Here is a 23,623-nt window from a genome sequence, read left to right as displayed (position 1 = left end):
CCCGGATCACGGCCGCGGGCCCGGCGTCGCGCAGGATGTGCTCGGCGACCTGCTCGCCGCCGGCCGCGTACACCGGGGTGTAGCCGACGCCGAGCAGGTGCGCGGCCAGGCCCACCGCCGACATCTCGATCGGGTTGGCGGCCAGCAGGACCAGGCGGTCCCCGCGGCCCAGGCCCGCGTCCCGCAGGACCCGGGCCGTCCGGTAGGCCAGCGAGAGCAGTTCGGCGAAGGTCATGGACCGCCCGCCGTGGATCAGCGCGATGCGCTCGCCGCGGGCGGCGAACTGCTCGATGGCGCTGGTGGCGTACGCGGCGGGGGCGCCGGAGCCGGGCGTGGTCACGGGGTCTCCTCCCCGGGGGTGGTGGTGCCGGTGGCGCCGGCTGTGGTCGTGGTCGTACGGAAGCGGCAGGCGGAGCCGCCGGTGCGCAGGCACTCCACCCGGTGGTCGCTGACCTCCGTCTTCAGCCCCTCGAACCAGCCCGCCCGCATCTGCGGGCACGGGCACTCGTAGTCCGCCAGCGTCCCGGCGCGCGCGAGCATGTCCAGGGCGAAGTTGCGGGTCACCGCAGTCTCGAAGGACTCCTCGCCGGTGACCTTGTTGGAGGCCTCCACGGCGTCCCCGGTCATCAGCTCCGAGATGCCGGTCAGCGCGCCCGCCAGTTCGGCGGCGGAGAGCCCCGGGCCCAGCCCCTCGTCCCGTGCGTAGGCGGAGGCGATCCGGCGGGTGACGAACCGCATCGCCTCCGCGTTGACCTCGTTCGCCGCGTCCTGGCCGAACCGCCGCGCGACCCCCTGGTACCAGCGGGCGTCGTGCAGCCACCAGAACTGGCGCAGCAGGTCGGCGGAGGGCTCGCCGGGGCCCGCCGGTCCGGGGGCCTGGGGAGCGGAACTGGTCACGGTGTCCTCGTCCTTCGGGTGGGTGGGGGATTCGACTGGTGCGGTGGTTCCGGTGCGGGGGGAGCGGGTGCCGGGCGGGTCAGACCGCCTCCGGGGCCCGGCCGAGCACGAGGCTCACGTTGTGGCCGCCGAAGGCGAAGGAGTTGGACACCGCCGCCTCGGGCGCCGCCGCACGGGGCGCGCCGCGGACGTGGTCGAGCGCGCACCGGGGGTCCGGCCGGTCGAGGTTGGCCGTCGCCGGGAGGCTCCGGTGGTGCAGGGCGAGTACGGTCGCCGCCGCCTCCACCGCGCCCGCCGCGCCCAGGAGATGGCCGATGGCGCCCTTGACCGGGCTGACCGGCGGCCCGTCCTCGCCGAACACCGAGCGGATGGCGTGCGCCTCGGCCACGTCGCCCGCCTTGGTGGCGGTCCCGTGGGCGTTGACGTAGCCGATGTCCCGGGGCGCCAGCCCCGCGTCCGCCAGCGCGAGCCGCATGGCGGCCGCGGCGCCCGCGCCGTCGGGCCGGGGCGAGGTCGGGTGGTGGGCGTCGCTGGTCGCGCCCCAGCCCAGTACCCGCCCGTAGGCGTGCGCCGAGCGGGCGCGGGCGTGGGCGGCCCGCTCCAGGACGAGGATCCCGGCGCCCTCGGCCAGCACGAAACCGCTCCGGTTCAGGTCGAACGGGCGGCTGGCCGCCGCCGGATCACCCGCCCCGGCGCGGGCCAGTGCGCGGGCGTTGCCGAAGGAGGTGGCCACGGAAGGGGCGAGCGCGGTGTCGGTGCCCCCGCAGACCACCACGTCCGCGGTGCCCTCACGGATCAGCCGGAGCCCCTCGGCCACCGACATCGCCCCCGCCGCGCAGGCCGTGGCGATGGAACTGCTGAGGCCGCGTACGCCGTGGCGCATCGCGATGCGGGCCGCCGCCATGTTGGGCAGCATGCCGGGAAGGAGGTACGGGCTGACCGCGGCCCGGCCCCGGGAGGCGCGGGCCACGGCCTGCTCCTCGTACGTCGCGAGCCCGCCGGCGCCGTTGGAGACCACGACCGCCACCCGGTCCGGCGCCACGTCCTGGCCCACCGTCAGCTTCGCGTCGCCGAGGGCCTCGTCGGCGGCGGCCAGCGCCATGAGCACGAACCGGTCGACGGACCGCGCCTCGGTGCGCGGCAGCAGGTCCAGGGCGTTGATCTCGGGGGCCACCCCGGCCACGTCGGCGCCGGTCGCGGCCCATGCCTCGCCCTCCAGTCGGCGCAGCCCGGAGCGTCCGGCCGCGAGCCCGTCCACGAAGGCCGGTACGCCGATCCCCAGCGGGGTGACCAGTCCGATCCCGGTGACCCGGACGTCGTACCGCTCCCGGAGCCCGCTCCTCACGGCGCCTCCCCGGCGAACGGCGCGGGCCGTACGAGCAGGGCGCGGGCGTTCGCGGGCGCGCCGTCCGGGCCGGCCTGCTCCACGAGCAGCAGCAGCGCCTCCTCGGTATCGCCCCCGTCGACCAGGGAGCGGGCGACGTCCAGGGCCTCGCTCAGCGGATCGGCGGTCGCCGCGTCGGGGCTGAAGCAGATCACCGGGCCGGCGAGCCCCCAGCGCTTGGCGATGTGGCCGACCACCGCGTTGGGCACCGACTGGAAGAACAGCAGGGGCGCCGCGGGCCGGCCGGCGTCCACGGCGACCGCGGTCGCCGTGTGCGTCTCCAGGTCGCCGCCCCGGGAGGCCAGCACGATCGCGGTGCGGCCGGCCCGTCGTACGAGTTCCTGCGACTCCTGCGACTCCTGCGCGCCCGGAGCCCCGTAGATCGGCTCCAGGCAGCGGTCGGCGGCGGCCGAGGCCATCGGGCTGAAGGAGGAGACGGCGAAACCGGCGAGCGGAGCGGGCAGCCGGGGGTCGCCCGGGGCGGGCCAGACGCCCTCGGCGAGGACCTCCACGGCTGCCAGGGGGTAGGTGGAAAGGGTCATGGCGCGCTCACCACCAATGCGGTGTCGGCCCCGCCGAAGGCGGCGTTCAGGCTGAGGACGTGCCGGGGGGAGACCCGGCGGGGCGAGCCGAGGACCAGGTCCAGGCGGCAGTCGTCGTCGGGGCCCGAGTAGCCCGCGTTCACGGGGAGTTCCCCGTTGCGCAGGACCAGCAGGCTGACGGCGAGTTCGAGCATTCCCGAGGCCTCCAGGGCGTGTCCGTGGAGGGACTTCGTGGAGCTCACCGGGGTGCTGTCGACGGCCTCCCCGAGGGCGAGGCGCAGGGCGGCGCTCTCCGAGGAGTCGTTGGCGGGCGTGCCGGTGCCGTGGGCGTTGACGTAGCCGATGTCCGCGGGCGCCAGCCCGGCCCGGTCCAGCGCGGCGCCGACGGCCCGCGCGGACTCCAGTACCACCGCGCCGACCCCGTCACCGAGGAGCAGGCCCTTGCGGCCGGCGCTGAAGGGGCGCAGCACGCCGTCCGGGGCGAGCGCCCGGCCTGCGGAGAACAGCGCGAAGTTGTCCTCGTCCACGAGGTAGCCCGCCGAGACGACCACGCGGTCCTGGCGGCCGGTGCGGATCCGTACGGCCGCCTCGAAGACCGCCGTACTGGCGGCCACACAGGCGTTGGTGTAGGTCCGGGCCGCGCCCAGCAGCCCGCAGGGCCGCGCGAGGGCGGCCGCGGTGTCCGAGATCGCCGACTTGGCCTGGACGGCCAGCGGCCCGCGGGCCACCGCCGGATCGGCGTGCCGGCCCAGCAGCAGCGGAGCCTGCGCCCGCTCCGCCGGCGACAGCCCGGCCTGCTCACAGGCCTCGTCCACGACCCGGCGCAGCTCCTCGTCCAGGTCGGGGGAGCCCGGCAGTACGGCGGCGACGCCCGTGCGGTACCGGTCCGTGGCGAAGCGCCCGAGCGGTCCGAAGGCCGCCCGGGAGGCGGCCAGTCCCCGCCCGAGGGCCTCCTCGCCGCGGCCGAAGGCGCTGGTGACGCCGAGTCCGGTGATGACGACCGTGCGGTCGGCCGCCGGGTTCGCCGCCCGGTCCGCCATCGGGTCCGTCCCGGTCACGAGCCGCTCCCGCCCGTCGCGGGTGGGGCCAGGGCGCCCGCCAGCACCGCGACGGCGCCGTCGACCGTGTCCATGGCCTCCAGCTCCTCGTCGAGGTCGATCCGGATGCCGTACCGCTCCTCGACCACGTGCACCAGCCAGGCCAGCTGCAGGGAATCGATCCGCTCGCCCACGTCGCCCGGGGCGCACTCGTCGTGCTGGGCCAGCAGGGCGATCACCTCCGGGCGGCCGGGGGCAGGGGGCCGGCCGCTCACGCCGAGCCGGCCTGGGCCGTGACCTGGGTCCGGCGCTGCTCGACCTGGGCGACGAACTCGCCGATGGTCAGGGTCTGCAGGGCCTCGACGTCCTCGTCGCTGAACTTGACCCCGTACTCCTCCTCGACCTGCATGACGAGTTCGGCGGTGGTGAGCGACTCCAGCTCCAGGCCGTCGTCGCCGAGGGGGGTGGCGTCCGTGACCCCGGCCGTGTCGAGGTTCATGGTTTCGAGGGTGTTCACTACGAATGCGCGCACAGGGGTGCTCATGAACCGGCTCCTTGTATCAGTGTTCGTATGTGTGTTCAGGACGTGTCTGGGCACCGGGACGAGTGGGGGTGTCGGTGTCGGTGTCCCGTGTGGAGGTGTGGCTCGCGGTCCCGGTCGGTGACCAGCGCAAGCACGCGCACGTGCTGCTGCGGCGGGCCGCGGCGGCGGTCCTGGGCGTCGGGCCCGAGGGCCTGGCCGTGGGCAGGGAACCGGGCGGACGGCCGTACGTGGTGTCACGGCCCGGCGCCGCGGACTGTGGACGGCGGCCGCCGGTACGGGTTCACGTGAGCGTGAGCCACACCCGCGGCCTGACCGCGGTCGCGGTCTGCACCGACGGGGACGTGGGCGTGGAGCCGGCCCGCGAGCTCCCGGCGGTGGCCCTCGCCCGGCGCTGGTTCGGCGAGGAGGACGTCCGCTGGATCGAGGGTCACGCACCCGCCCTGCGGGCCCGCGCCCTGCTGTGGGTCTGGACGCACAAGGAGGCACTGGGCAAGGCGCTCGGCACCGGACTGGCCGGCGGGGGCCGGCTGCGGCCGGTCCCGCTGCCCGCCTCCGGACTGCCGCCGGAGCCGGAGCCCGCCGGGCGTCCGGTGACCCTGCGGGAGATCTTCCCGGGAGCGGGTCTGACCAGCGCCGTCCCCGCCGGCCCCGAGGGCTACGTACTGTGCGTGGCCGGCGGCCCGGGCACCGAGGGCGCCCTGGTCTCCGTCACCCACGTGGACGCCTGAACTCCGGCACGCCGTGCCGGAGTTCAGGCGCGGGGCTGCCAGCCTCCGGTGTGGCCCGGGCTGCCCGTGCGGTGCCACCGGGATTCCGCGCGGGGTGGCGGGGTGGGGGCGGTTCACCGGGATCACGCCTGTTCCAGGGCGGCGGCTCGTAGGGTGGCCGGGTCCCGTCGTGGCTTGCCCGTGGCTGTACGGGGCAGGGCGGACAGGGGGTGGATGCGGTGCGGTAGTTTGAAGGCGGCCAGCCGCTCGGTGAGGAGGGCCTCCACGGACCGTGTCGTGACGCCCTCGCCGAGGACCGCGTAGGCCTCGATCGCCCCGTCGTGGACCACCACCGCCTCGCGCACGCCGGGCAGTTCGGACAGGGTCCACTCGACCTCGGTCAGATCGACCTTGAGCCCGCCGACCGACACCTGGGAGTCCAGCCGGCCCACGACGGCGAGCAGCCCGGTCTCCGGGTCGAGCGTCGCGGCGTCGCGGGTGCGCAGCCAGCCGTCCGCCCAGCGGTCCGGTCCGGACCGGCCGGGCCGAGGTACGGGCTGACGGGCCGCCGTACGAGGAGCTCCCCGTCCACGACCTTCGCCTCGATGCCCGGAGCCGTACGCCCCGTGGCCGGCCGGGAGGCCCCGGACAGGTCGGCCGCGAGGACGCCCGTCTCCGTCATCCCGTACACCTCGCCCAGCGGTACGGAGTACCGCGCGGCGAAGGCCTCGGCGACCCCGGGCCGCACCGGCTCGCCCGCGGAGACGGCCCGTACGAGGTGCGGCAGCGGCGGGGGAGCGGACACCGAGGCCAGCAGCTGCGCGTGGAACGGGACGCCCGTGATCACGGTCGGCGCGGTCCGAGCGGCCACGGCGGCGAGGATGCCGTCGGCGCTCATCCGCTCCGGCAGCACGATCTCCACGCCCGTGTGCAGGCTGTGCAGGACCCCGGCCATCAACCCCATCGCGTGGATCAGGGAGTTGAGGACCACGATGCGGTCCCCCCGGCGGGGCATGCCGGGGATCAGGGTGTAGCGGTGGACCTCGGCGACGAGATCCGCCGCCGTGCGCCCGATCACCTTGGAGGGGCCGGTGGAACCCGAGCTGAGCTGGACGAGCGCGTGCCCGCTCTCGGCCGGGCGGCCCCCGGGGTACGGCTCGGCCACGGGGTCGACCGCGTGGAAGCCGCGCAGCACGCCGAGGCGCACCGGTCCGGCCGGCCGGACCAGGAACTGAGGGGCCGTCCGACGCAGGGCCCGGTCGCTCTCGTGGGCGGTCAGCCGGTGGTCGAGCAGGATCACCTGGGCCCCGGTCCGCCAGGCGGCCAGCAGGTGGGTGAGCAGCGCGAGCGACGGGGGCAGCTGCAGCGCGACCGATCCGCCGCGGCGCAGTCCGGCCTCCGCCAGCTCCGCGTGGCGGTCCCCGACCTCGTGGCGCAGACCGGCGCGATCCAGCCGCTCGCCGATGTGCACGGCGGGCTCGGCGTCGTCGTGGCCGGCGTGCAGGAGCAGCTCCCCGACCCAGCTTCCGTCGTGCTGCCGCGGATCGGCCGCCCCGGGCCCGGGGCCCCCGAAATCGCTGATCACGAACAAACATCTCCCCGTTTGCACTGCCCCGTTGTACTGCTGATTAGCCCTGACTGGCTCAGCAGTTCCGCACAATAGAAAGGACCCCTCGGGGACTGTCAAGCGTCATATGCAAAGCGCGACAGCATTCTTGCGGAATTGCGAATTCCTACTCCCGGGTTGCCTCGCGGAGCCCGTCGCGCGGGGCGGAAATGTTTGACTGAACAGGGACTCCCTGTAGGGTCTGCCCGTATTGAACGGGGAGATCATGCATTCCCCGATTTCCCTGACGGGGAATCGGGAGGGACCGGTTTATCCGGGAGGCCGTCGAGACGATCTTTCCCGGGCTGCGTCGTCCGTCCGGAATTCAGTCATCAGATCTTTCTATCGGATCCGGCTGTCGAATCCGTCCCTCCATGACCTCGTGAGGTGAGCATGCGCACGCTCCTGGTGGACAACTACGACTCCTTCACCTTCAATCTGTTCCACCTCCTGGCGGAGGCCAACGGGCAGGAGCCCGTCGTCATCCGCAACGACGAGCCGGGGTGGAGAATCAGCCATCTGGAGGGGTTCGACAACGTCGTCCTGTCTCCCGGACCCGGCACCCCCGAGCGCCCCGAGGACTTCGGCGTCTGCACCGAGATCGTCCGCGCGGCGGACCGCCCGGTCCTCGGCGTGTGCCTCGGCCACCAGGGCATGGCCCACCTCGGCGGCGGCTCCGTCCGGCGGGCCCCCGAGCCCGGCACGGACGGGTCTCCCCCGTGGAGCACACCGGGACGGACCTCTTCGCCGGGATCCCCTCGCCCTTCGACGTCGTGCGCTACCACTCCCTCACCGTCGAAGACCTGCCCGAGGAGGTCTTCGAGGCCACTGCGTGGGCGCCGGGCGGCATCCTCATGGGCCTGCGCCACCGCGAACGCCCGCTGTGGGGCGTGCAGTTCCACCCGGAATCCATCAGCAGCGAGCACGGACTGCTGATGATGCGCAACTTCCGCGAGCTCACGGCCCGCTGGCAGGAGGAGCACCCCGCCGCGCGGCCCCCCGCACCCGCCGCGCCCGCGGCCGCGCCCGCCCGGCCCGCCCCGGGCCGGCACCTGCGCGTCCTCACCGAGCGGCTGCCCACCGCATGGGACCCCGAGATCGTCTTCGACGCGCTGCTGCGCGGCGGGAACCACGCCTTCTGGCTCGACAGCAGCCGCGGCGACGGCGCCACGGGCCGCTTCTCGATCATGGGGGACGCCTCGGGCGACCTGGCCCGCGTGGCCACGGCCGACGTCGCGGCCGGCACGGTCACCGTCGTCTCCGAACGGGACGGCGTCCGCAGCGCGCAGGTCGAGCGGCGGCCCTTCTTCGACTGGATCGACGAGGACCTGAAGTCCCTGCGGACGGACCTGCCCGACAGGGCCGAGAACCCCTGCAACTTCGCCCTCGGCTGGGTCGGGTACCTCGGGTACGAACTCAAGGCGCAGTGCGGCGCGGGCCCGGTCGTGCACCGCTCGCGGCAGCCCGACGCCACGATGGTGTTCGCCGCCCGCGCCCTGGCCTTCGACCACCTGACCGGCACCACGCACCGGCTCGCCCTGGCCCCCGCCGACCCCGGTGCGGACGATGCCGAGGCGCTCGCCCTCGACGCCGCCGCCCGCGCATGGCTGCACACCACCACCGGGCGGCTGCGCGCCCTCGCCGGCCGGACGGCGGACGCCGACGTGCCCGCGCAGCCCCTGGACGCCGGCGACCTCAGCCTGCGGCACGACCGGGACGCCTACCTGGACCGCATCCGGCGCAGCCAGGAGGACATCGCCGCCGGCGAGACCTACGAGGTCTGCCTCACCAACGAACTGCACAGCGAGGCGAAGGTGGACCCCTGGGAGGGATACCGCTTCCTGCGCCGCACCAGCCCGGCGCCGTTCGCCTCGCTGCTGCTCTTCGAGGACCTGGCCGTCCTCAGCACCTCGCCGGAGCGGTTCCTGCGCGTCACCGCCGAGGGACTGGCCGAGTCCAAGCCGATCAAGTGGACCCGGCCGCGCGGCGCCACCGCGCGGGAGGACGAGGCGCTGATCGCCGATCTGCGGACCAACGAGAAGGACCGCTCCGAGAACCTGATGATCGTCGACCTGGTCCGCAACGACCTCGGCCGGTGCGCGGAGGTCGGCTCGGTCCACGTGCCCAAGCTGTTCGACGTGGAGACCTTCGCCACGGTGCACCAGCTCGTCAGCACCGTACGGGCCACCCTGCGCCCCGGAGTGAGCGCCGTGGAGTGCGTGCGCACCGCGTTTCCGGGCGGCTCCATGACGGGCGCCCCTAAGATCCGCACCATGCAGATCATCGACGAACTGGAGGAGGGCCCGCGCGGTGTGTACTCCGGAGCGATCGGCTACTTCTCCCTGTGCGGCGGCGCCGACCTCAGCATCGTCATCCGTACCGCCGTCGTGACGGAGGAGGGCATCCGCTACGGAGTCGGGGGCGCCATCGTCGCGCTCTCCGACCCGGCCGACGAGTACGAGGAGACCATCACCAAGACCACCCCGCTGCTCCGCCTCCTCGGCAGGGGCTTCCCCGGCCGCGACGGGGCGGCGTCCACCGAGCCCGCGGCGTCCCGTTGACCGGGCGGACGGCGCCGACCGGCCCGGTCCGGGCCGCCGACCGGCTCTTCGCGCTCACCCCGGACGGTGCCCTGCACGAGGTTCCCGCGACGGACGCACCCGGCACGCTCCTCGCCGCGGACTCCTGGCTGGTCGCCGACGGCCGGGTCCGCGCCCTGGCCCGGCACCGCCGCCGCTTCACCGCGACCTGCGCCGCGGCCGCCGGCGTGCCCGGCGCGCTGCTGGACACCTTCTGGACCGACACGGCCGCCCTGCTGCCCCGGGAGCCCGGCCTCTGGTTCCCGCGCGTCGAGCTGGAGACCGCGTCCGCCGCCGCGTTCCCGGACACCGTCCTGCCCGGCGGCCACCGGCTGCTGTACCGGCTGCGCCCCGCCCCCGCGCTCTCCACGACCGCCAGGGTCTGGGGGCTGGCCGTACGCGACCCGCGCCGGACGCCCCGTCACAAGGGGCCGGACCTGGGCGCCCTGGCAGCGGTCCGCTCCAGGGCCGCGGCCGCGGAGGCCGACGAGGCGATCCTGGTCACCGCGGACGGGGTGCTGCTCGAAGCGGCCAACTCCTCGCTCCTGTGGTGGGAGGAGGACGTCCTGTGCCATCCGCCCGCCGAACTCCCCGTTCTCCCCGGGGTCACCGCCGCGCTGCTGCTGGAGCGGGCGGCGCGCACGGGCGTGACCGTACGGCCCGCCCGGCGCAGGCTGTCCGCGCTGGCCGGACGCGAGGTCTGGGTGGCCAACGCCCTCCACGGGCTGCGCCCCGTCACCGCCTGGACGGGCAGCTCCCTCCCGGCCGGCGCCCCGCTGCACGCGGCCGCGTGGCAGAGCTGGCTGGACGGCCTGCGGACCCCGCTCCCGGAGTGAGCCCGCCGCGGGCCCTTTCCGGGGAAAGGGCCGAACCGGCGGGTGCGGGCGCCGAATTGCCTTTCCCCGCCGGAGCCGGTCGGCGCCAGTCGGGAATTCCTGTTCGTTATTCGGCGGCCGCGATCGGCTGGAGCCGGCGGGGGACCGTCGAGCCGGCCGGATCGGTCCGGGCCAGATCGCCGGAGAGCACGGCCTGGTGCAGCTGCTGGAGCGGAGCGGACGGCTCCAGCCCCAGTTCGCGTACGAGCGAGGCCCGCAGCTTCTGGTAGGCCTCCAGCGCGCGCCAGCCCCCGCCCGAGCGGTGCAGGGCGCGCATCAGCTGCCCGCAGAAGCCCTCGTGGAGGGGGTGGCGGGCCGCCAGCACCCGCAGTTCGGGGATCACCTCGGCGCACCGGCCGAGCCGGATGTCGGCCTCGATGCGCCGCTCCAGGGCGGCCGTGCGCTCCTCGTTGAGCTGGAGCACCTCGAGTTCGAGGATCGATCCCGCACGTACGTCGACCAGCGCCGGGCCCTGCCACAGCGCGAGCGAGCGGCCGAGCAGATCGGACGCGGCACGGTAGTCGCCGATGTCGTAGGCGGCCCGGCCCTGCCCCGCGAGCCGCTCGAACTCGTGGGCGTCGACCTGGCCCGGCGGCACCTGGAGCAGGTAGCCCCCGAACCGGGTGACCAGGACCTCCTTGGCGTCGAGCTCCGGGTCCCGCTCCAGGGCGCTGCCGATCTTCCGGCGCAGCTGGAGGATGTACGTCTGCAGCGTCGTGGTGGCGCTGCGGGGGATGTCCTCCCCCCAGATCTCCTCCATCAGCGTCGGCACGGTGACGACCCGGCCGGCGTGCAAAGCGAGCAGGGCCAGCAGTTGCCGGGGCTTCGTAGCGGTCGGAACGACCGAGACGCCGCGCTCCTGGGCAGTGAGCGACCCGAGTACTTTGATCTCCATCTGTGCGCTCTCCCTCATCGGGCCACGGATGCCGGACAGTGTGCGACGACCCCTTTGGAGTCAGGCAAACAGCCTCGCAGCAGAGGCCCTCGGCGGCCCAGTGAGGTGCGCACGAGGTGAATCATGAAAATGTCATACGCGGCCGGTGAACGTGGCACTGCCGGTGCTGTGAGGTCCCCCTCCAGACTCTCGTCCCAACAGGACACCAGTGCAGCACCGTTCGTTTCAGGGGGAAGTCATGAACGTGGCCCAGGAACTTTTCCGTTTCGCGGAACTCGCCGCCCGTACCGCTCTGGAACCCAAGCTCGGACAGCGCTTCGACACCGACCCGGCAGGGGTCCTGCTGGAGTTCGGACTGGAAGCCAAGGGACTCGACTGGACGTCCGGCGCGACCCTCTCCATCGACGACCTGAGCGCCGTCACCGGTTCGGTGTCCAGCTGCCTGCGGTGCAGCATCTGCACCGGCGGCAGCCTCACCGACCAGGCCGACCTCCAGGTCGCGGCATGACGCCCCCGCCGGAGGGCCAGGCGGGCCCCTTCGTCGCCTTCAAGCGCCACGTGCGGGCCGAAGCGGTACCGGGTGAGGCCGCCTTCGTCCTGTCCGACCAGGGCGTGACCGTCCTGCGCGGAGCCGGGATAGAGAGCTTGGTCCCGCTGCTCGACGGCAGCCACACCCTGGACGCCTTACTCAGAGCCGCCTCGCGGACCATGCCGGTCGCCGAGGTGGGACGGGCGCTGCGGAGTCTCGCGCAGGCCAATCTGGTCGGGTACCGACACGGCGGAGCCGACACCGCCGGCGCCGCCCCGGCCGGCGGGGACACCGCCCTGGCCCAGGCCTACTGGGACCGGGCGGGCCTCGACGGGTACGAGGCGACGACCGAGGTCGGCACGGCGCCCGTAGCGGTGATCCCGGTCGGAGGGGTCGACGCCGACGCGGCCCGCGCCGCCTGCGCCGCCTCCGGGCTCAACGCCGTGGACGAGCACGCCGACACCCCGCTGGCCCTGGTGGTGTGCGCGGACTACCTGGACCCCGGGCTGCGGGCCGTCTCCGGACGGCTGCGCCGCCAGGGCCGGTCCTGGCTGCTGGCCAGGCCGTTCGGCGCCGACCCCTGGACCGGCCCGTTCTTCTCGCCGCCCACCAACGGAGCGGCCGGACCCGCCGGACCCGACGGGCCCACCGACGGGCCCTGCTGGTCCTGCCTGGCGCACCGGCTGTCCGAGCACCGCGCCGGGGAACTCCCCGTACAGCGCGCCCTGGGCCTGGACGGGCCGGCGCCGAGACCCGCCCCGACCCTCTCGGCCGTACGGTCGCTGGGTCTGCAGTGCGCCGTGCTGGAACTGTCGAAGTGGCTCGCGGGACTGCGCTACCCGGAGCAGCGCTCCGTGTGCGTCCTGGACAGCCTCAACCTGAGCACCACCCACCACACCGTGCTGCGCCGGCCGCAGTGCCCCGACTGCGGGGACCCCTCGCTCGTCGCCCGGCGGACGGCGCGGCCCCTCGCCCTGGCCTCCCGGCCGAAGGCGGAGGGCACCGGCAGCAACGACCGGGCCGTCTGCGCCGAGGGCATCCTCATCGAGAACCGCCACCTGATCAGCCCGGTCACCGGCATCGTCACGAACGTCCGCCCGGTCCCGGGACTGCCCGACGGACTGCACGCCTACGACTCCGGGCACAACCTCGCCCTGCGCGGGCACTCGCTGGCCGGGGTCCACCAGGTCCTGCGGGCCCGCAGCGGAGGCAAGGGGGCGACCGCCACCGAGGCCCGGGCGAGCGCGCTGTGCGAGGCGGCGGAACGGTACAGCGCCGCCCGCCAGGGCGACGAGCTGGTCATCCGGGACTCCCTGTCCGGGCTGGGCTCCTCGGCCGTCCACCCCAACACGTACCAGCTGTTCGACGAGCGGCAGTACGCCGACCGGCAGCGCTGGAACGCCCTGCAGCAGCCCTTCCACCACGTGAGCCGGCCCTTCGACGCCGACGCCGCGACCGAGTGGACGCCCGTGTGGTCGCTCACCGCCGGGGCCCACCGGCTCCTGCCCACCTCCACGCTGTACTTCAACACGGGCGGGAGCTCCTCCCCGGACGGTCTGTGGGCCGACTCCAACGGCAACGCCGCGGGCGGCAGCCCGGAGGACGCCGTGGTCCAGGGCGTGCTCGAACTCGTCGAGCGGGACGCCGTGGCGCTGTGGTGGTACAACCGGCTGCGCCTGCCCGGGATCGACCTGGACTCCTTCGACGAGCCCTGGCTGGCGGCCACCAGATCGGCGCTCGGCCGGGCCGGGCGCCAGGTCTGGGCCCTCGACCTCACCTCAGACCTCGGAATCCCGGTCGTGGCGGCCGTCTCCCGGCGCACCGACGGCCCCGAAGGGGAGTTCGTCTACGGCTTCGGAGCCCACCTCGACCCGCGGCTCGCCCTGCGCAGGGCGGTCACCGAGATGGTGCAGATGCTGCCGGCCGCCGGCGGTTCCGGTACGGACCTGCCGGGCCAGCCGCAACTCTTCGCGGACCCGGCGCAGTCCGCGCGGACCCCCGCGTCCTGGCGGTACGCCGGACGCAACGCCGACCTCCTCGACGACGTCACGCACCTGCGGACCCTGCTGGAATCGCACGGGATGGAGCTGCTGGTCCTCGACCAGACCCGGCCCGACGTGGGCATACCCGTGGTCAAGACCCTGGTGCCCGGACTGCGCCCGTTCTACGCCAGGTTCGCCCCCGGACGCCTTTTCGAGGTACCGGTGCGTCTCGGTCAGCTGAATACCTCCACCGCATTCCGTGAACTCAACGATCTTCCGCTGCCCTTGTAGATGCCCCTGTGCACGCCCTTCCGGATGGCCTTACGGAAGCCCTTCCGGATGCCCGTGCAGATCAGCTCTCGGCTACCTCTCCGATCTTCGCCGGGCTCGGCATATAGTGCGGACTCGGACGCTCTCGTTTTCCTACCGAGGAGTGAGCATATGACGGGCCGTTTCCGGACTGCGGACAACGACCTAGCTCAGGGGACCGAGCAAGCGGAAACCAAGAATCCGGACAAGCGGCGGGTCACCGACGTGCTCGCCCCGCGCCTCGCGCAGGGCATCGTGGTCACCGTCCTGTCCGGGTACGCAATCGTCACCCTGCTGAATGTCGAATACGCGCTGCGCGACCGGCGGCGCGAACTCTTCGTCTGCGCGGCGGCGGTTCTGCTCCTCTACGGTTTCCAGCTGGTCCTCACCTCGCCCAAGGCCCGGCGCTGGTCCACCGGCCGCAAGTGCGCCGCCCTGGGGGTGCAGTTGTTCCTGACCTTCCTGCCCCTGGTCTGGCTGAACGTGCTGTGGGGCAGTGTGGCGGGCCCCCTGAGCGCCTCGGTGCTGCTGCTCGCACCGCCCAGGATCGCCTGGCCCTCCTTCGCGGCCATCTCGGGCGTGGTGCTGTGGTGGGCGGTGGGACAGGGCGTCACCGTGCTGGACCTCGCGTACGCGGCCATCTCCACCGCGCTGACCGGCCTGGTGATCTACGGCCTCACCCGGCTGACGGACCTGGTCAAGGAAGTGCACGAGACCCGTGCCGAGATGGCGCGGATGGCCGTCATCCAGGAACGGCTGAGGTTCGCCCGGGACCTGCACGACCTGCTCGGCTACAGCCTCTCGGCGATCTCGCTGAAGTGCGAGCTGATCCAGCGGCTCGTCGTCAACAACCCCGAGCGGGCACGGGAAGAGGTCGTCTCCGTGCTCGGGGTGTCCCGCCAGGCACTCGTCGACGTACGGGCGGTCGCCCGCGGGTACCGCGACATGTCGCTGGCGGCGGAGGCGGTGTCGGTGGCCGACGTGATGGCCTCGGCCGGCGTGGAGGCGAAGGTGGACATCGACTGCGGGCGACTGCACCCGCTGGTGGACACCGTGCTGGCGACCGCCCTGCGCGAGGGCGTGACCAACATCCTCAGGCATAGCAAGGTGCAGTCCTGCACCATCACGGCCGTGATCGACGGGGAGATGGTGGAACTGGTGATGGAGAACGACGGGGTCGTGGCCGTCGGGCTCGCGGACCCCGTGGACCGGGGCAGCGGGCTGGGCAACCTGGCCGCGCGGCTCACCGCGATCGGCGGGACCCTGACCGCGGGCATCGAACCGGAGAGCCGGTTCCGGGTGACGGCGAGGGCGCCGATGAGACCGATCGCCCCCGACCCGCCGGACAACATCGGGCCACAGGGACGCGAGTACGACGGGAGCGCGGGAAGAGCGTCCGTCGCGGCGCTGGAACGTCGAGCCGGCTGAACCGGCGCGAGCCGACCGGCACGAGGGGTATACGGGGGAACAACAACCATGCTGTCGCTGCTTCTTGCCGAGGACGTCCACATGGTCCGCGGCGCACTCATCGCCTTGCTCGAACTGGAACCTGACTTCCAGGTGGTCGCCTCCGTGGACCGCGGTGACCTCATCGTGGCCTCCGCACTCGAATCGCGTCCCGACGTGGCGATCATCGACATCGACCTGCCCGGGATGGACGGGCTGACGGCGGCCGCGGAACTGCGCGAACGCCTGCCCGCCTGCCGCACGCTGATCCTCACCAGCCTCGGCAGGCCCGGCACCCTGCGGCGGGCGATGGCCGCCCGGGTCTCGGGGTTCCTGCTGAAGGACTCCCCGCCGGCCCGGCTCGCCCAGGCCGTACGGGCCGTGGCCAACGGGCAGCGGGTGATCGACCCCGATCTCGCGCTCAGCGCCTGGGAGGCCCTGGACAATCCGATATCCCCGCGCGAGACGCAGGTGCTCCGGCTGGCCGCCCGGGGCGCCGACGCCGGTGAGATCGCCGAGCAGCTGTTCCTGAGCGAGGGCACGGTACGGAACTACCTGACGGCCATCGTGGACAAGCTCAACGCCCGCAACCGGATCGACGCCATCCGCATCGCGGAGGAGGCGGGCTGGATCCCGTAACGGCCGGGCGGGGGAGGGCGGCTCAGGCCACCGGGAGGGAGGCTCGGGCCACCGCGAGGGGGCTCAGGCCACTCGCAGGACCCGGGTCGACTCCTCGGTGACCTCCGCCGCGGCGGACAGCTCCGCCAGCCGGCCGCGGTAGCCGGCGCCGGCGCGCACCCGCGCACAGGCCCCGGCGTCCAGCCACCACAGCACGCCCAGGTAGGAGCGGGGGGCGGCGGCCGAGCGGAGCAGATCGCTGCCGCCGAAACCGCTGTCCGACACGCACTGCGCGACCAGGGCGCCGAAGTCGAGCTCGAACTGCTTCGGCGGGCCGTCGAGGACGGCATGGACCAGCACGACGTGGGCGGCCTCCGAGAGCTCGCCCCCGACGGTCATCCGTCCGACGGTGACCATCAGTTCGCTGGTGGAGACGGTTCCCGGACCGAGCCCGGGATGCCGCAGCGGCGACGGCCCGTCCTCCTGCCCGGCCTCGTGCGAGGCCTGGAGCAGCCGGTCCAGGGTGCTCCACTGGTCGAGGTGGACGTAACTGCCGGGGCGGTCCGGGCAGGCGGCCGTGACGAGCGCCTCGAAGCCCTTGGCGGACTCCCGGTGGCGCGCGTAGCCGACGAGTGCCCGTTCGAACGAGGAGGGATCCCCGGTCGTGGTCATCCGCTCGACGACCGTCACCTGCCGGCCGCGCTCTCGCTGGGACATCGGCGGCTCCCCTCCTGCTCCGTGCACGGCATAACCGGTGCATTGTCGGCACACGCCGCTAGAGCCCCGATGGACCCCGCTTCCCATCAGACCTCCGCGACCTACCGGCGATCTCCCGCAAATCTCCCGGCGAACTCCCGGAGGGCCCCCGCGGCAGGGTTTTCACCACCCGTGTCGAACTTCTGCCGCTCCCTTGCCGATCGGCTGGCCGTCGCTCGCGCACGCTGGAGGATCAGGAGCCGGAAACACGGCGACCGACGGCCTCCGGGACGGGGCAGGGGAGGACGACGCGTGAAGAAGGTGCACTTCGCGGGGACACACCGGGTCCGCCACCCCGAGGAGACCTGGGCCCGCCTCGACGAGCTCCGCGACTCCTTCGGGATCACCCGGGTCGCCGATGTCACCGGCCTCGACACCCTCGGCGTCCCGGTCGTCGCCGCGGTCCGGCCCGCCGCCCGGACCCGGCCGCTCGCCTACGGCCGCGGAGCCACCCCCCTGCTCGCCCGGATCTCCGCCGTCATGGAGTCCGTGGAGCTCTGGCACGCCGAGTACGCCTGCCCGCCCGCCGAAGTGCTGCGCACGCCCGCGCGCGAACTCGCCCTGCCCTACGACGTACGGGCCCTGCCCCTGCGGCCCGGCAGCCTGCTCAGCGAACACACGCCCCTGGACTGGGTCATCGGCAGCGACCTGGTCACCGGCGCCCCCGTGGCCGCCCCCCGGGCCTGCGTCGCCATGGGCGAGGAAACCGGCACCGAGTGGCGGCCCCCGCTGCTGCGCACCACGGCCGACGGGCTGGCCGGCGGCAACAGCTACGAGGAGACCGTGGTCCACGCGCTCTACAAGGTGATCGAGCAGGACTGCGCCCTCACGCCGGCTTCCCGTACCAAGGCTCCCCCCGCGCCCGCCCCGGCCCCGCTCGCGGCGGGCTTCGACACCACCGGTCCCGTCGACCCGGCCGGCGTCGACGACCCGCTCTGCGCCGAGGTCCTCGCCCGTCTCGCCGCCGCCGGGGTCCGGGTCACCCTCACCCGCCGGGCCAACCGCTGGGCGCTGCCCTGCTTCTCCGTCGGCCTGTGGTCGAAGTCCTTCCCCGTGCCCGTCACCGCCGTCGGCGTGCACAGCGACCCCGGCATCGCGCTGGGCCGGGCGCTGACCGGCGCCGCCCGCGACCGGCTGCGCGCCCTGGTGGGCGACGGCCCGGCCGCGGCGTCCGGGGCCCGCGCGCGGCCGCCGCGCGCCGCCCGCGCCGCCGGGGCGCCCGCGGGAAGGCCCCTCGACTGGCGGGAAGCCTCCCTCCACGCCGCCGAGTTCGCCGAGGACACCGACGAGATGCGCTGGCTCGCCGGTCTGGTCACCGCGGTGACCGGCCACCGGCCGGTGGCCGTGGACCTCAGCACCGAAACCGACTTCCGTGTCGTCAAGGTCGTCGCCGCGGGCCTCACCGCCCCCGCCGCCGGCCCCGTACGCCTGCCCGGGGAGCGCCGATGACCGTCCACGTGTTCGTCGGAGCCGCCCTCGACGCCGACGAGGCCCGCGCCGCGCACCCCGGGGCGGTCCTGCACCCGCCGGCCCGCCACGGCGATCTGCTCGCGCTGGGCACCGGGCCCGGGGACACCGTCGTGCTCCTCGACGGCATCCAGAGCCACGGCACCCCGGTGTCCCACGAGGAGATCCTCGACCTGCTCGCCGAGGACACCCGGGTCGTCGGCGCCGCCGGGTTCGGCGCGCTGCGCGCCGCGGAACTGTGGCCGTACGGCATGCGCGGCATCGGCCTCGTCTTCGGCATGTTCGTCCAGGGCACCCTGGACGGCGACGCCGAGGTCGTCGCGCACCGGCCCACGCACACCCACGGGCACCCCACCCTCGCGCTGGTCACCCTGCGCTGGACGGTGGCCAACGCCGTCACCGACCGGATCCTCGACGCCGCCACCGGCGACACCCTCCTCGACCTCGCCGGCTCGATGCACTCCGCCGAGCGCTGCTGGCCCGGGCTGATCAGACTGGCCGGCGAGCACGCGGCGCCGACCGGCGAGGCCGCGGACGCCCTGCGCGCGTACGCCCGGCGGACCCGCTCCACTACCGATCTGCAGCGCGTGGACTCCCTGCTCGCGCTGTCCTGGCTGGCCCAGGAAGCCCCCGGGTCCGCCGCGCCCTCCCCACCGGAACCGCTGCTCGTACCGGCCTGGTTCCTCGCGCCCACGAGCCGCCGCGCGCAGTGGCGCCGCACGTTCCGGCCCACACCGGGGGCGCGGCGCCACCCCGGCGTCCGCGCGTTCGACGTGCTCCGCTTCCAGCAGCTCTACGCCCCCGACTTCCCCGCCCGCTACCGGGGTTTCGCCCTGCACCGGATCGCCGGGCACCAGCTGCCGGTGGGGGAATCGGAGCTGGAGACCTGCGCGCTGGAGTCCGCCGCCCGGGCGGGCATCACCGCGGACCTGCTCCCCGCCCAGGCGTGGGAGCACTGGCTGACCCCCGGCGAGCGGCGCTCCGGAACCCCCTGGCACCGGCTGCTCACCCTGCTCGTACGCTCCTTCCGCAGCGCCCCGGGGGACGCACCCTTCCACGGCGTGCCCGCGGAACTGCGCCAGGCGGACGCGGTGTGGGCGGCGAGCACGAGCGCGGTCGCCGCCGTCGACCGGCTGGGCGAGGCCGCGGCGGGCACCGGACCGGGGGGCCGCGCCCGCCGGATCCCGGTGAGCGAGGTCCGCGGACACCTGCGGGAGACCTGGGGTTCCGGCGGCCCGGCGGCCCTCGAAGCCGCGGCCCGCGACCGGGGCTTCGCCTCGCTGGCCGAGGCGGAGGAGGCGGCCCGCCGCTTCATGCCCCTGCGCGCGGTCCGGGCGGTCCCCGCCGCGGACGTCCGCCCGTGACAGGGCGGCCGCGCCGCACCCGGCGGGCGTCGGCCCAGGTGGAGGCCCGCTAGCGCCCCGCTCTCGGCCCGCTCTCGCGCCCCGTCCCAGGCCTTCCGGCGGCGGTACTGTCCCGAAGTGGGGTCCACTCGCGGGCAGCGGACCGGACCGGGAGGCACCGATGAGGACCGTACTGATCGTCGAGGACGACGACGGAATCGCCGAAGCTCTGGAGCAGGCGCTGACCGTGCACGGCTATGCCACGTGCATCGCCGGCACCGGGGCCGCGGCCCTGGAGCAGCTGGACGACGCCGCCCTGGTCCTGCTCGACCTCGGCCTGCCCGACCTCGCCGGTCACGAGGTCTGCCGGCGGATCCGGGAGCGCTCCTGCGTACCCGTCATCGCGCTGAGCGGCCGGGCCGAGGAACTCGACCGCGTGATGGCGCTGCACATGGGCGCCGACGACTTCGTGGCCAAGCCCTTCGGCCGCTACGAACTGATGGCGCGCATCCAGGCCGTCTTCCGGCGCTCAGGCGACTGCCCCTGGCACGACGGCGCCGCCGCCGCCCACGGACGGGCGCCCGGGGCCGGTCCCGTACACGTCCACGACCGCGACCGCGAGCACGCGTACGAACGGGAAGGCGAACGCGAGCACGGCGCCGGGGCCGATCCCGGGGCCGACCGGGCCGGCGGCATCCTGCGGGCGGGCCCGCTCAGCCTGGACCGGCGCGCCCGCAAGGTGTACCTGGACGGCACGGAAGTACGCATCACCCGCAAGGAGTTCGAGCTGCTGGCCATGCTGCTGGAGGAACCCGGCACGGTCATGGAACGCCAGGACATCATGGCGCGGGTCTGGGACGAGAACTGGTTCGGCTCCACCCGCACGCTGGACGTCCACGTGGGCTCCCTGCGCGGCAAGCTCGGCAGCAACGACTGGATCGAAGCCGCCCGGGGCGTCGGCTACCGCCTGACCGTCCCACAGGCGCGGGCCTCGTGAACGCGACGAACGCGCCGCCCCCCTGGGAGCCGGAGCAGCCCACGGTCGCGGTGGCCGCCGCCCACCAGATGCGGGGCCCGCTGTCCTCCGTACGACTGCGCCTCGAACTCCTCCAGGACCGCTTCCGGGACGCGGCCGATCCCGCGCCGGCCCGGGAGGTGGCCGCCATCCTGCGCGAAGTGGCGCGCCTCTCCGAGGTCCTGGAACAGGTACTGGCCTGGGGCGCGGTCGAGCACGCCGCGGTACGGGCCGAGACCGCGGACGCCCTGGCCGTCGCCGCCCTGCGCGTGGAGGCCTGGTCCGCCGCGGCGCGGGCCGCCGGCACGCACCTGGAGATCATCGGGGAGCGGGCGTCCGTCCTGCAGCAGCGGGGCACGCTGGAGCAGACCCTCGACGTCCTGCTGGACAACGCGCTCAAGGTCTCCCCGCGGGGTGCGACCGTACGGGTGTCCGTGGGCCGGGACATCCCCGGTGAGGTGGCCGTGGACGTCTGCGACGAGGGCCCGGGAATGACGCGTGAGGAGATCGCCCACGCCTGCGAACCCTTCTGGCGGGGCCGTGCGGGCGGCGGCGGCCGGGGCAGCGGGCTCGGACTGACGATCGCCGCCGCCCTGCTCGCCGCCTCCGGAGGCCGCCTCGAACTCGGTGCGCGCGGAGTCCATCCCGGCCTGCGCGCGAGGGCCGTCCTGCCCGCGGACACCCCCGCGCGGAGCACCCCGGCTCAGCCCTCCGTCCCCACCGCGGGCGGTTCGCCGTTGCTCCACACGACCTCGTAGGTGAACCGTTGAATGCGCCAGCCCTCCTCCGTGCGCACCACCAGGGCCTCGTAGTGGCCGCCGACGTCGAAGTGCGTTCCCGGGTCCTCGCGCCGCTTGAGATGCACGGCCAGCGTGTGGGCCCGGACCCGGGCCCGGTCGCCGTCGAGGTCGATCTCGTGGTTCGCGCTGATGTGGTGGCTCCGCGCGAAGCTGGAGCGGCCCATCTCCTGGAAGGCGACGAGCCCCTCGATCCCCTTGTACTCGCCGAAGGGGAAGCTGAGGACCGCGTCCTCGGTGAAGACCGAGCCGAGCCACGCGTCGTCGTCCCGGTCCCGGTCCATGTGGCTCACGTAACGGTCGCACAGCCGGGAGATCTCGCCGCGGTCGGTGAGCTCCCGCAGCTGTCCGGAGAGGTGCCGGACGAGGTCCTCGTCGATCGAAGGCATGCTCTGGTCCCTTCTCGGTGCTCTCAGGATCCCTATGCGTTCGGCTGGTGCGTGCGGGCCTGCCAGGTGCGGGGGCCGTCGAACCCGCCGACCCGCTCGGGGCGGCGCCAGCCGGCCGCCGGCCGCCGCGGGTGGACCGGTTCCGCGGCGGGGCCCGGTGCCGCGGCCCTGGCCAGCAGGACGGCGGTGAGCGCGGCGACCTCCTCCGGGCTCGCGCTGCCCTTCTCCACCCGCACCAGGAACGGGTGGTGCTTCTCGCGTGCGGCGTCTCGTACCTGTACCTCGGTCATCTCCGGGTCCTCCTCACTGGGGCGGGTTGCCGTGCTTGCGGCGGGGCAGCGCGGCGTCCTTCGTGCGCAGCATCGACAGGCAGCGGATCAGCGCCGAGCGGGTCTCGCGCGGGTCGATCACGTCGTCGACGAGGCCGCGCTCGGCCGCGTAATAGGGGTGCACCAGCTCGGTCTTGTACTCGTCGATCTTCTGCAGGCGCATGGCCTCGGGATCGTCGGCGGCGGCGATCTCCCGCCGGAAGACCACGTTGGCCGCGCCCTCGGCGCCCATCACGGCGATCTCGTTGGTCGGCCAGGCCAGCGCGATGTCCACGCCGATCGAGCGGGAGTCCATCACGATGTACGCGCCGCCGTACGCCTTGCGCAGGACCACGGAGATCCGCGGCACCGTCGCGTTGCAGTACGCGTACAGCAGCTTCGCGCCGCGCCGGATGATGCCCTGGTGCTCCTGGTCGACGCCCGGCAGGAACCCCGGCACGTCGACGAGCGTGACCAGCGGGATGTTGAAGGCGTCGCAGAACTGCACGAACCGCGCGCCCTTCTCGCTCGCCTTGATGTCCAGGACCCCGGCCATGGCCGCGGGCTGGTTCGCGACGATCCCCACCACCTGGCCGCCGAGCCGGGCCAGCGCCACGACGAGGTTCGGCGCCCAGCCGGCGTGGACCTCCATGTACTCGCCGTCGTCGGTGATCTCCGCGATCACCTCGCGGATGTCGTACGAGCGGTTCCCGTCGGCCGGGACCGTGTCGAGCAGCGCGTCGCAGTGCCGGTCGGCGCTGTCCTCGCTGTGCACGTCCGGCGGCAGTTCGCGGTTGTTGGAGGGCAGCAGGGAGAGCAGGTAGCGCACCTCGGCGAGGCAGGTCTCCTCGTCGTCGTAGACGAAGTGGGCCACGCCCGAGACCCCGGCGTGGACGTCGGCGCCGCCCAGGCCGTTCTGCGTGACCTGCTCCCCGGTGACCGCCTGCACCACGTCCGGACCCGTGATGAACATCTGCGAGATGTCGCGGACGGCGAAGACGAAGTCGGTGAGCGCCGGCGAGTACGCGGCTCCGCCGGCGCACGGCCCGAGCATCACGCTGATCTGCGGGATCACGCCCGAGGCCTTGGTGTTGCGCTGGAAGATGCCGCCGTAACCGGCGAGCGCGGAGACGCCCTCCTGGATACGGGCGCCCGCCCCGTCGTTGAGCGAGACCAGCGGGGCCCCCGCGGCCAGGGCCATGTCCATGACCTTGTGGATTTTCTGGGCGTGGGCCTCGCCGAGCGCCCCTCCGAAGATCCGGAAGTCGTGGGCGTACACGAACACGGTCCGGCCGTCGACCTCGCCCCAGCCGGTGACCACGCCATCGGTGTAAGGGCGCTTGTCCTCCAGGCCGAAGCCGGTCGCCCGGTGCCTGCGCAGGCCCTCGACCTCGGTGAAGCTCCCCTTGTCGAGGAGGAGGTCGATCCGTTCGCGCGCGGTCAGTTTGCCCTTGGCGTGCTGGCGCTCGGTGGCCGCCGGGTTGGCGCCCTCGCGGGTCTCTTCCTTGATGCGGGCCAGTTCACCGAGCCGGTCGGGCGGTGCTCCGGCTCCGTCGGCCTGCTGTGTCGTCACCACGGTGCTACTTCCTCCCCGTTGT

23 protein-coding genes and 2 pseudogenes are annotated in these 23,623 nt (G+C 74.0%); 11 read left to right on the top strand and 14 right to left on the bottom strand.

Annotation, left to right across the window (positions count from 1 at the left end):
* Positions 1–13: 13 nt before the first annotated feature.
* The 7 genes and pseudogenes from OG435_RS50485 to OG435_RS44880 form a co-directional block, all read right to left on the bottom strand.
* Positions 14–340, bottom strand: a pseudogene (locus OG435_RS50485) (AMP-binding protein); the annotation flags it as partial.
* Positions 337–897 (bottom strand): hypothetical protein, encoded by a 561-nt coding sequence (locus OG435_RS44905; protein WP_266886967.1) that lies wholly within the window; start codon positions 895–897, stop codon positions 337–339. The pseudogene OG435_RS50485 and the gene OG435_RS44905, both read right to left, overlap by 4 nt.
* Positions 898–976: 79 nt before the next feature.
* Positions 977–2,242: a beta-ketoacyl-[acyl-carrier-protein] synthase family protein gene (locus OG435_RS44900; RefSeq protein WP_266886965.1), complete on the bottom strand. Its 1,266-nt coding sequence runs from the start codon at positions 2,240–2,242 to the stop codon at positions 977–979.
* Entirely contained in the window at positions 2,239–2,823 is a 585-nt protein-coding gene (locus OG435_RS44895; RefSeq protein ID WP_266886963.1) for a beta-ketoacyl synthase chain length factor, read from the bottom strand. Before OG435_RS44895 ends, OG435_RS44900 begins: the two co-directional genes overlap by 4 nt.
* Positions 2,820–3,881: a beta-ketoacyl-[acyl-carrier-protein] synthase family protein gene (locus OG435_RS44890; protein WP_266886961.1), complete on the bottom strand. Its 1,062-nt coding sequence runs from the start codon at positions 3,879–3,881 to the stop codon at positions 2,820–2,822. The genes OG435_RS44895 and OG435_RS44890 overlap by 4 nt, the downstream gene beginning before the upstream one ends.
* Positions 3,878–4,135: an acyl carrier protein gene (locus OG435_RS44885; protein ID WP_266886959.1), complete on the bottom strand. Its 258-nt coding sequence runs from the start codon at positions 4,133–4,135 to the stop codon at positions 3,878–3,880. Before OG435_RS44885 ends, OG435_RS44890 begins: the two co-directional genes overlap by 4 nt.
* The gene (locus OG435_RS44880) at positions 4,132–4,404 is read right to left on the bottom strand and encodes an acyl carrier protein (RefSeq protein WP_266886957.1); all 273 of its coding nucleotides are present in this window, start codon (positions 4,402–4,404) and stop codon (positions 4,132–4,134) included. The genes OG435_RS44885 and OG435_RS44880 overlap by 4 nt, the downstream gene beginning before the upstream one ends.
* Before the next feature lie 74 nt (positions 4,405–4,478).
* Between OG435_RS44880 and OG435_RS44875 the strand changes: the two genes are divergently transcribed.
* A complete protein-coding gene (locus OG435_RS44875) occupies positions 4,479–5,132 on the top strand; it encodes a 4'-phosphopantetheinyl transferase family protein (protein WP_266886955.1) in 654 nt (217 codons plus the stop codon).
* A 122-nt stretch (positions 5,133–5,254) separates the two neighbouring features.
* Here the strand turns inward: OG435_RS44875 and OG435_RS44870 are convergent, their stop codons facing one another.
* A complete protein-coding gene (locus OG435_RS44870; RefSeq protein ID WP_266886953.1) occupies positions 5,255–5,542 on the bottom strand; it encodes an AMP-binding enzyme in 288 nt (95 codons plus the stop codon).
* The gene (locus OG435_RS44865) at positions 5,512–6,696 is read right to left on the bottom strand and encodes an AMP-binding protein (protein ID WP_266886951.1); all 1,185 of its coding nucleotides are present in this window, start codon (positions 6,694–6,696) and stop codon (positions 5,512–5,514) included. Before OG435_RS44865 ends, OG435_RS44870 begins: the two co-directional genes overlap by 31 nt.
* Before the next feature lie 414 nt (positions 6,697–7,110).
* Here OG435_RS44865 and pabB point away from each other — a divergent pair.
* A pseudogene (gene pabB, locus OG435_RS44860) lies at positions 7,111–9,278 on the top strand (aminodeoxychorismate synthase component I).
* Positions 9,275–10,132, top strand: coding sequence for an aminotransferase class IV (locus OG435_RS44855; RefSeq protein WP_266886949.1), 858 nt, complete (start codon positions 9,275–9,277; stop codon positions 10,130–10,132). The pseudogene pabB and the gene OG435_RS44855 overlap by 4 nt, the downstream one beginning before the upstream one ends.
* A 106-nt stretch (positions 10,133–10,238) precedes the next feature.
* On the opposite strand, the gene OG435_RS44850 is transcribed toward OG435_RS44855, so the two are convergent.
* Complete coding sequence (locus tag OG435_RS44850; RefSeq protein ID WP_266886947.1) at positions 10,239–11,066, bottom strand: AfsR/SARP family transcriptional regulator; 828 nt, start codon at positions 11,064–11,066, stop codon at positions 10,239–10,241.
* 238 nt (positions 11,067–11,304) lie between these two features.
* Between OG435_RS44850 and OG435_RS44845 the strand changes: the two genes are divergently transcribed.
* The 4 genes from OG435_RS44845 (at position 11,305) to OG435_RS44830 (ending at position 15,971) form a co-directional block, all read left to right on the top strand.
* The gene (locus tag OG435_RS44845) at positions 11,305–11,574 is read left to right on the top strand and encodes a hypothetical protein (protein ID WP_266886945.1); all 270 of its coding nucleotides are present in this window, start codon (positions 11,305–11,307) and stop codon (positions 11,572–11,574) included.
* Complete coding sequence (locus tag OG435_RS44840) at positions 11,571–13,868, top strand: TOMM precursor leader peptide-binding protein (RefSeq protein ID WP_266886943.1); 2,298 nt, start codon at positions 11,571–11,573, stop codon at positions 13,866–13,868. The genes OG435_RS44845 and OG435_RS44840 overlap by 4 nt, the downstream gene beginning before the upstream one ends.
* Before the next feature lie 150 nt (positions 13,869–14,018).
* Entirely contained in the window at positions 14,019–15,314 is a 1,296-nt protein-coding gene (locus OG435_RS44835) for a sensor histidine kinase (RefSeq protein ID WP_266886941.1), read from the top strand.
* A 48-nt stretch (positions 15,315–15,362) separates the two neighbouring features.
* Positions 15,363–15,971 carry a response regulator transcription factor gene (locus OG435_RS44830; RefSeq protein ID WP_250745316.1) on the top strand — a complete coding sequence of 203 codons (609 nt, stop codon included), beginning with the start codon at positions 15,363–15,365 and terminating at the stop codon, positions 15,969–15,971.
* A gap of 63 nt (positions 15,972–16,034) precedes the next feature.
* Here the strand turns inward: OG435_RS44830 and OG435_RS44825 are convergent, their stop codons facing one another.
* A complete protein-coding gene (locus OG435_RS44825) occupies positions 16,035–16,667 on the bottom strand; it encodes a hypothetical protein (protein WP_266886939.1) in 633 nt (210 codons plus the stop codon).
* A 291-nt stretch (positions 16,668–16,958) separates the two neighbouring features.
* Here OG435_RS44825 and OG435_RS44820 point away from each other — a divergent pair, with 291 nt between their 5' ends.
* The 4 genes from OG435_RS44820 (at position 16,959) to OG435_RS44805 (ending at position 21,289) form a co-directional block, all read left to right on the top strand.
* On the top strand, positions 16,959–18,155 hold the full coding sequence (locus tag OG435_RS44820) for a YcaO-like family protein (RefSeq protein ID WP_266886937.1): 1,197 nt from the start codon (positions 16,959–16,961) through the stop codon (positions 18,153–18,155).
* A complete protein-coding gene (locus OG435_RS44815) occupies positions 18,152–19,537 on the top strand; it encodes a TfuA-like protein (protein WP_266886935.1) in 1,386 nt (461 codons plus the stop codon). Before OG435_RS44820 ends, OG435_RS44815 begins: the two co-directional genes overlap by 4 nt.
* A gap of 160 nt (positions 19,538–19,697) precedes the next feature.
* Complete coding sequence (locus OG435_RS44810) at positions 19,698–20,513, top strand: response regulator transcription factor (RefSeq protein WP_266886933.1); 816 nt, start codon at positions 19,698–19,700, stop codon at positions 20,511–20,513.
* Complete coding sequence (locus tag OG435_RS44805) at positions 20,510–21,289, top strand: sensor histidine kinase (RefSeq protein WP_266886931.1); 780 nt, start codon at positions 20,510–20,512, stop codon at positions 21,287–21,289. Before OG435_RS44810 ends, OG435_RS44805 begins: the two co-directional genes overlap by 4 nt.
* Here the strand turns inward: OG435_RS44805 and OG435_RS44800 are convergent.
* The 3 genes from OG435_RS44800 to OG435_RS44790 are packed head-to-tail and all read right to left on the bottom strand — an operon-like array spanning position 21,235 to position 23,601.
* Complete coding sequence (locus OG435_RS44800; RefSeq protein ID WP_266886929.1) at positions 21,235–21,717, bottom strand: nuclear transport factor 2 family protein; 483 nt, start codon at positions 21,715–21,717, stop codon at positions 21,235–21,237. The genes OG435_RS44805 and OG435_RS44800 overlap by 55 nt on opposite strands.
* 32 nt (positions 21,718–21,749) lie before the next feature.
* Positions 21,750–22,007 (bottom strand): acyl-CoA carboxylase subunit epsilon, encoded by a 258-nt coding sequence (locus tag OG435_RS44795; protein ID WP_266886927.1) that lies wholly within the window; start codon positions 22,005–22,007, stop codon positions 21,750–21,752.
* Between the two features lie 13 nt (positions 22,008–22,020).
* Positions 22,021–23,601: an acyl-CoA carboxylase subunit beta gene (locus OG435_RS44790; RefSeq protein ID WP_266886925.1), complete on the bottom strand. Its 1,581-nt coding sequence runs from the start codon at positions 23,599–23,601 to the stop codon at positions 22,021–22,023.
* Between the last annotated feature and the right edge of the window lie 22 nt (positions 23,602–23,623).

Source organism: Streptomyces sp. NBC_01264, from assembly GCF_026340675.1.
GTDB lineage: Bacteria > Actinomycetota > Actinomycetes > Streptomycetales > Streptomycetaceae > Streptomyces.
Note: the sequence above shows the minus strand (reverse complement) of the source record. Positions and strands in the feature narration are given on the sequence as shown.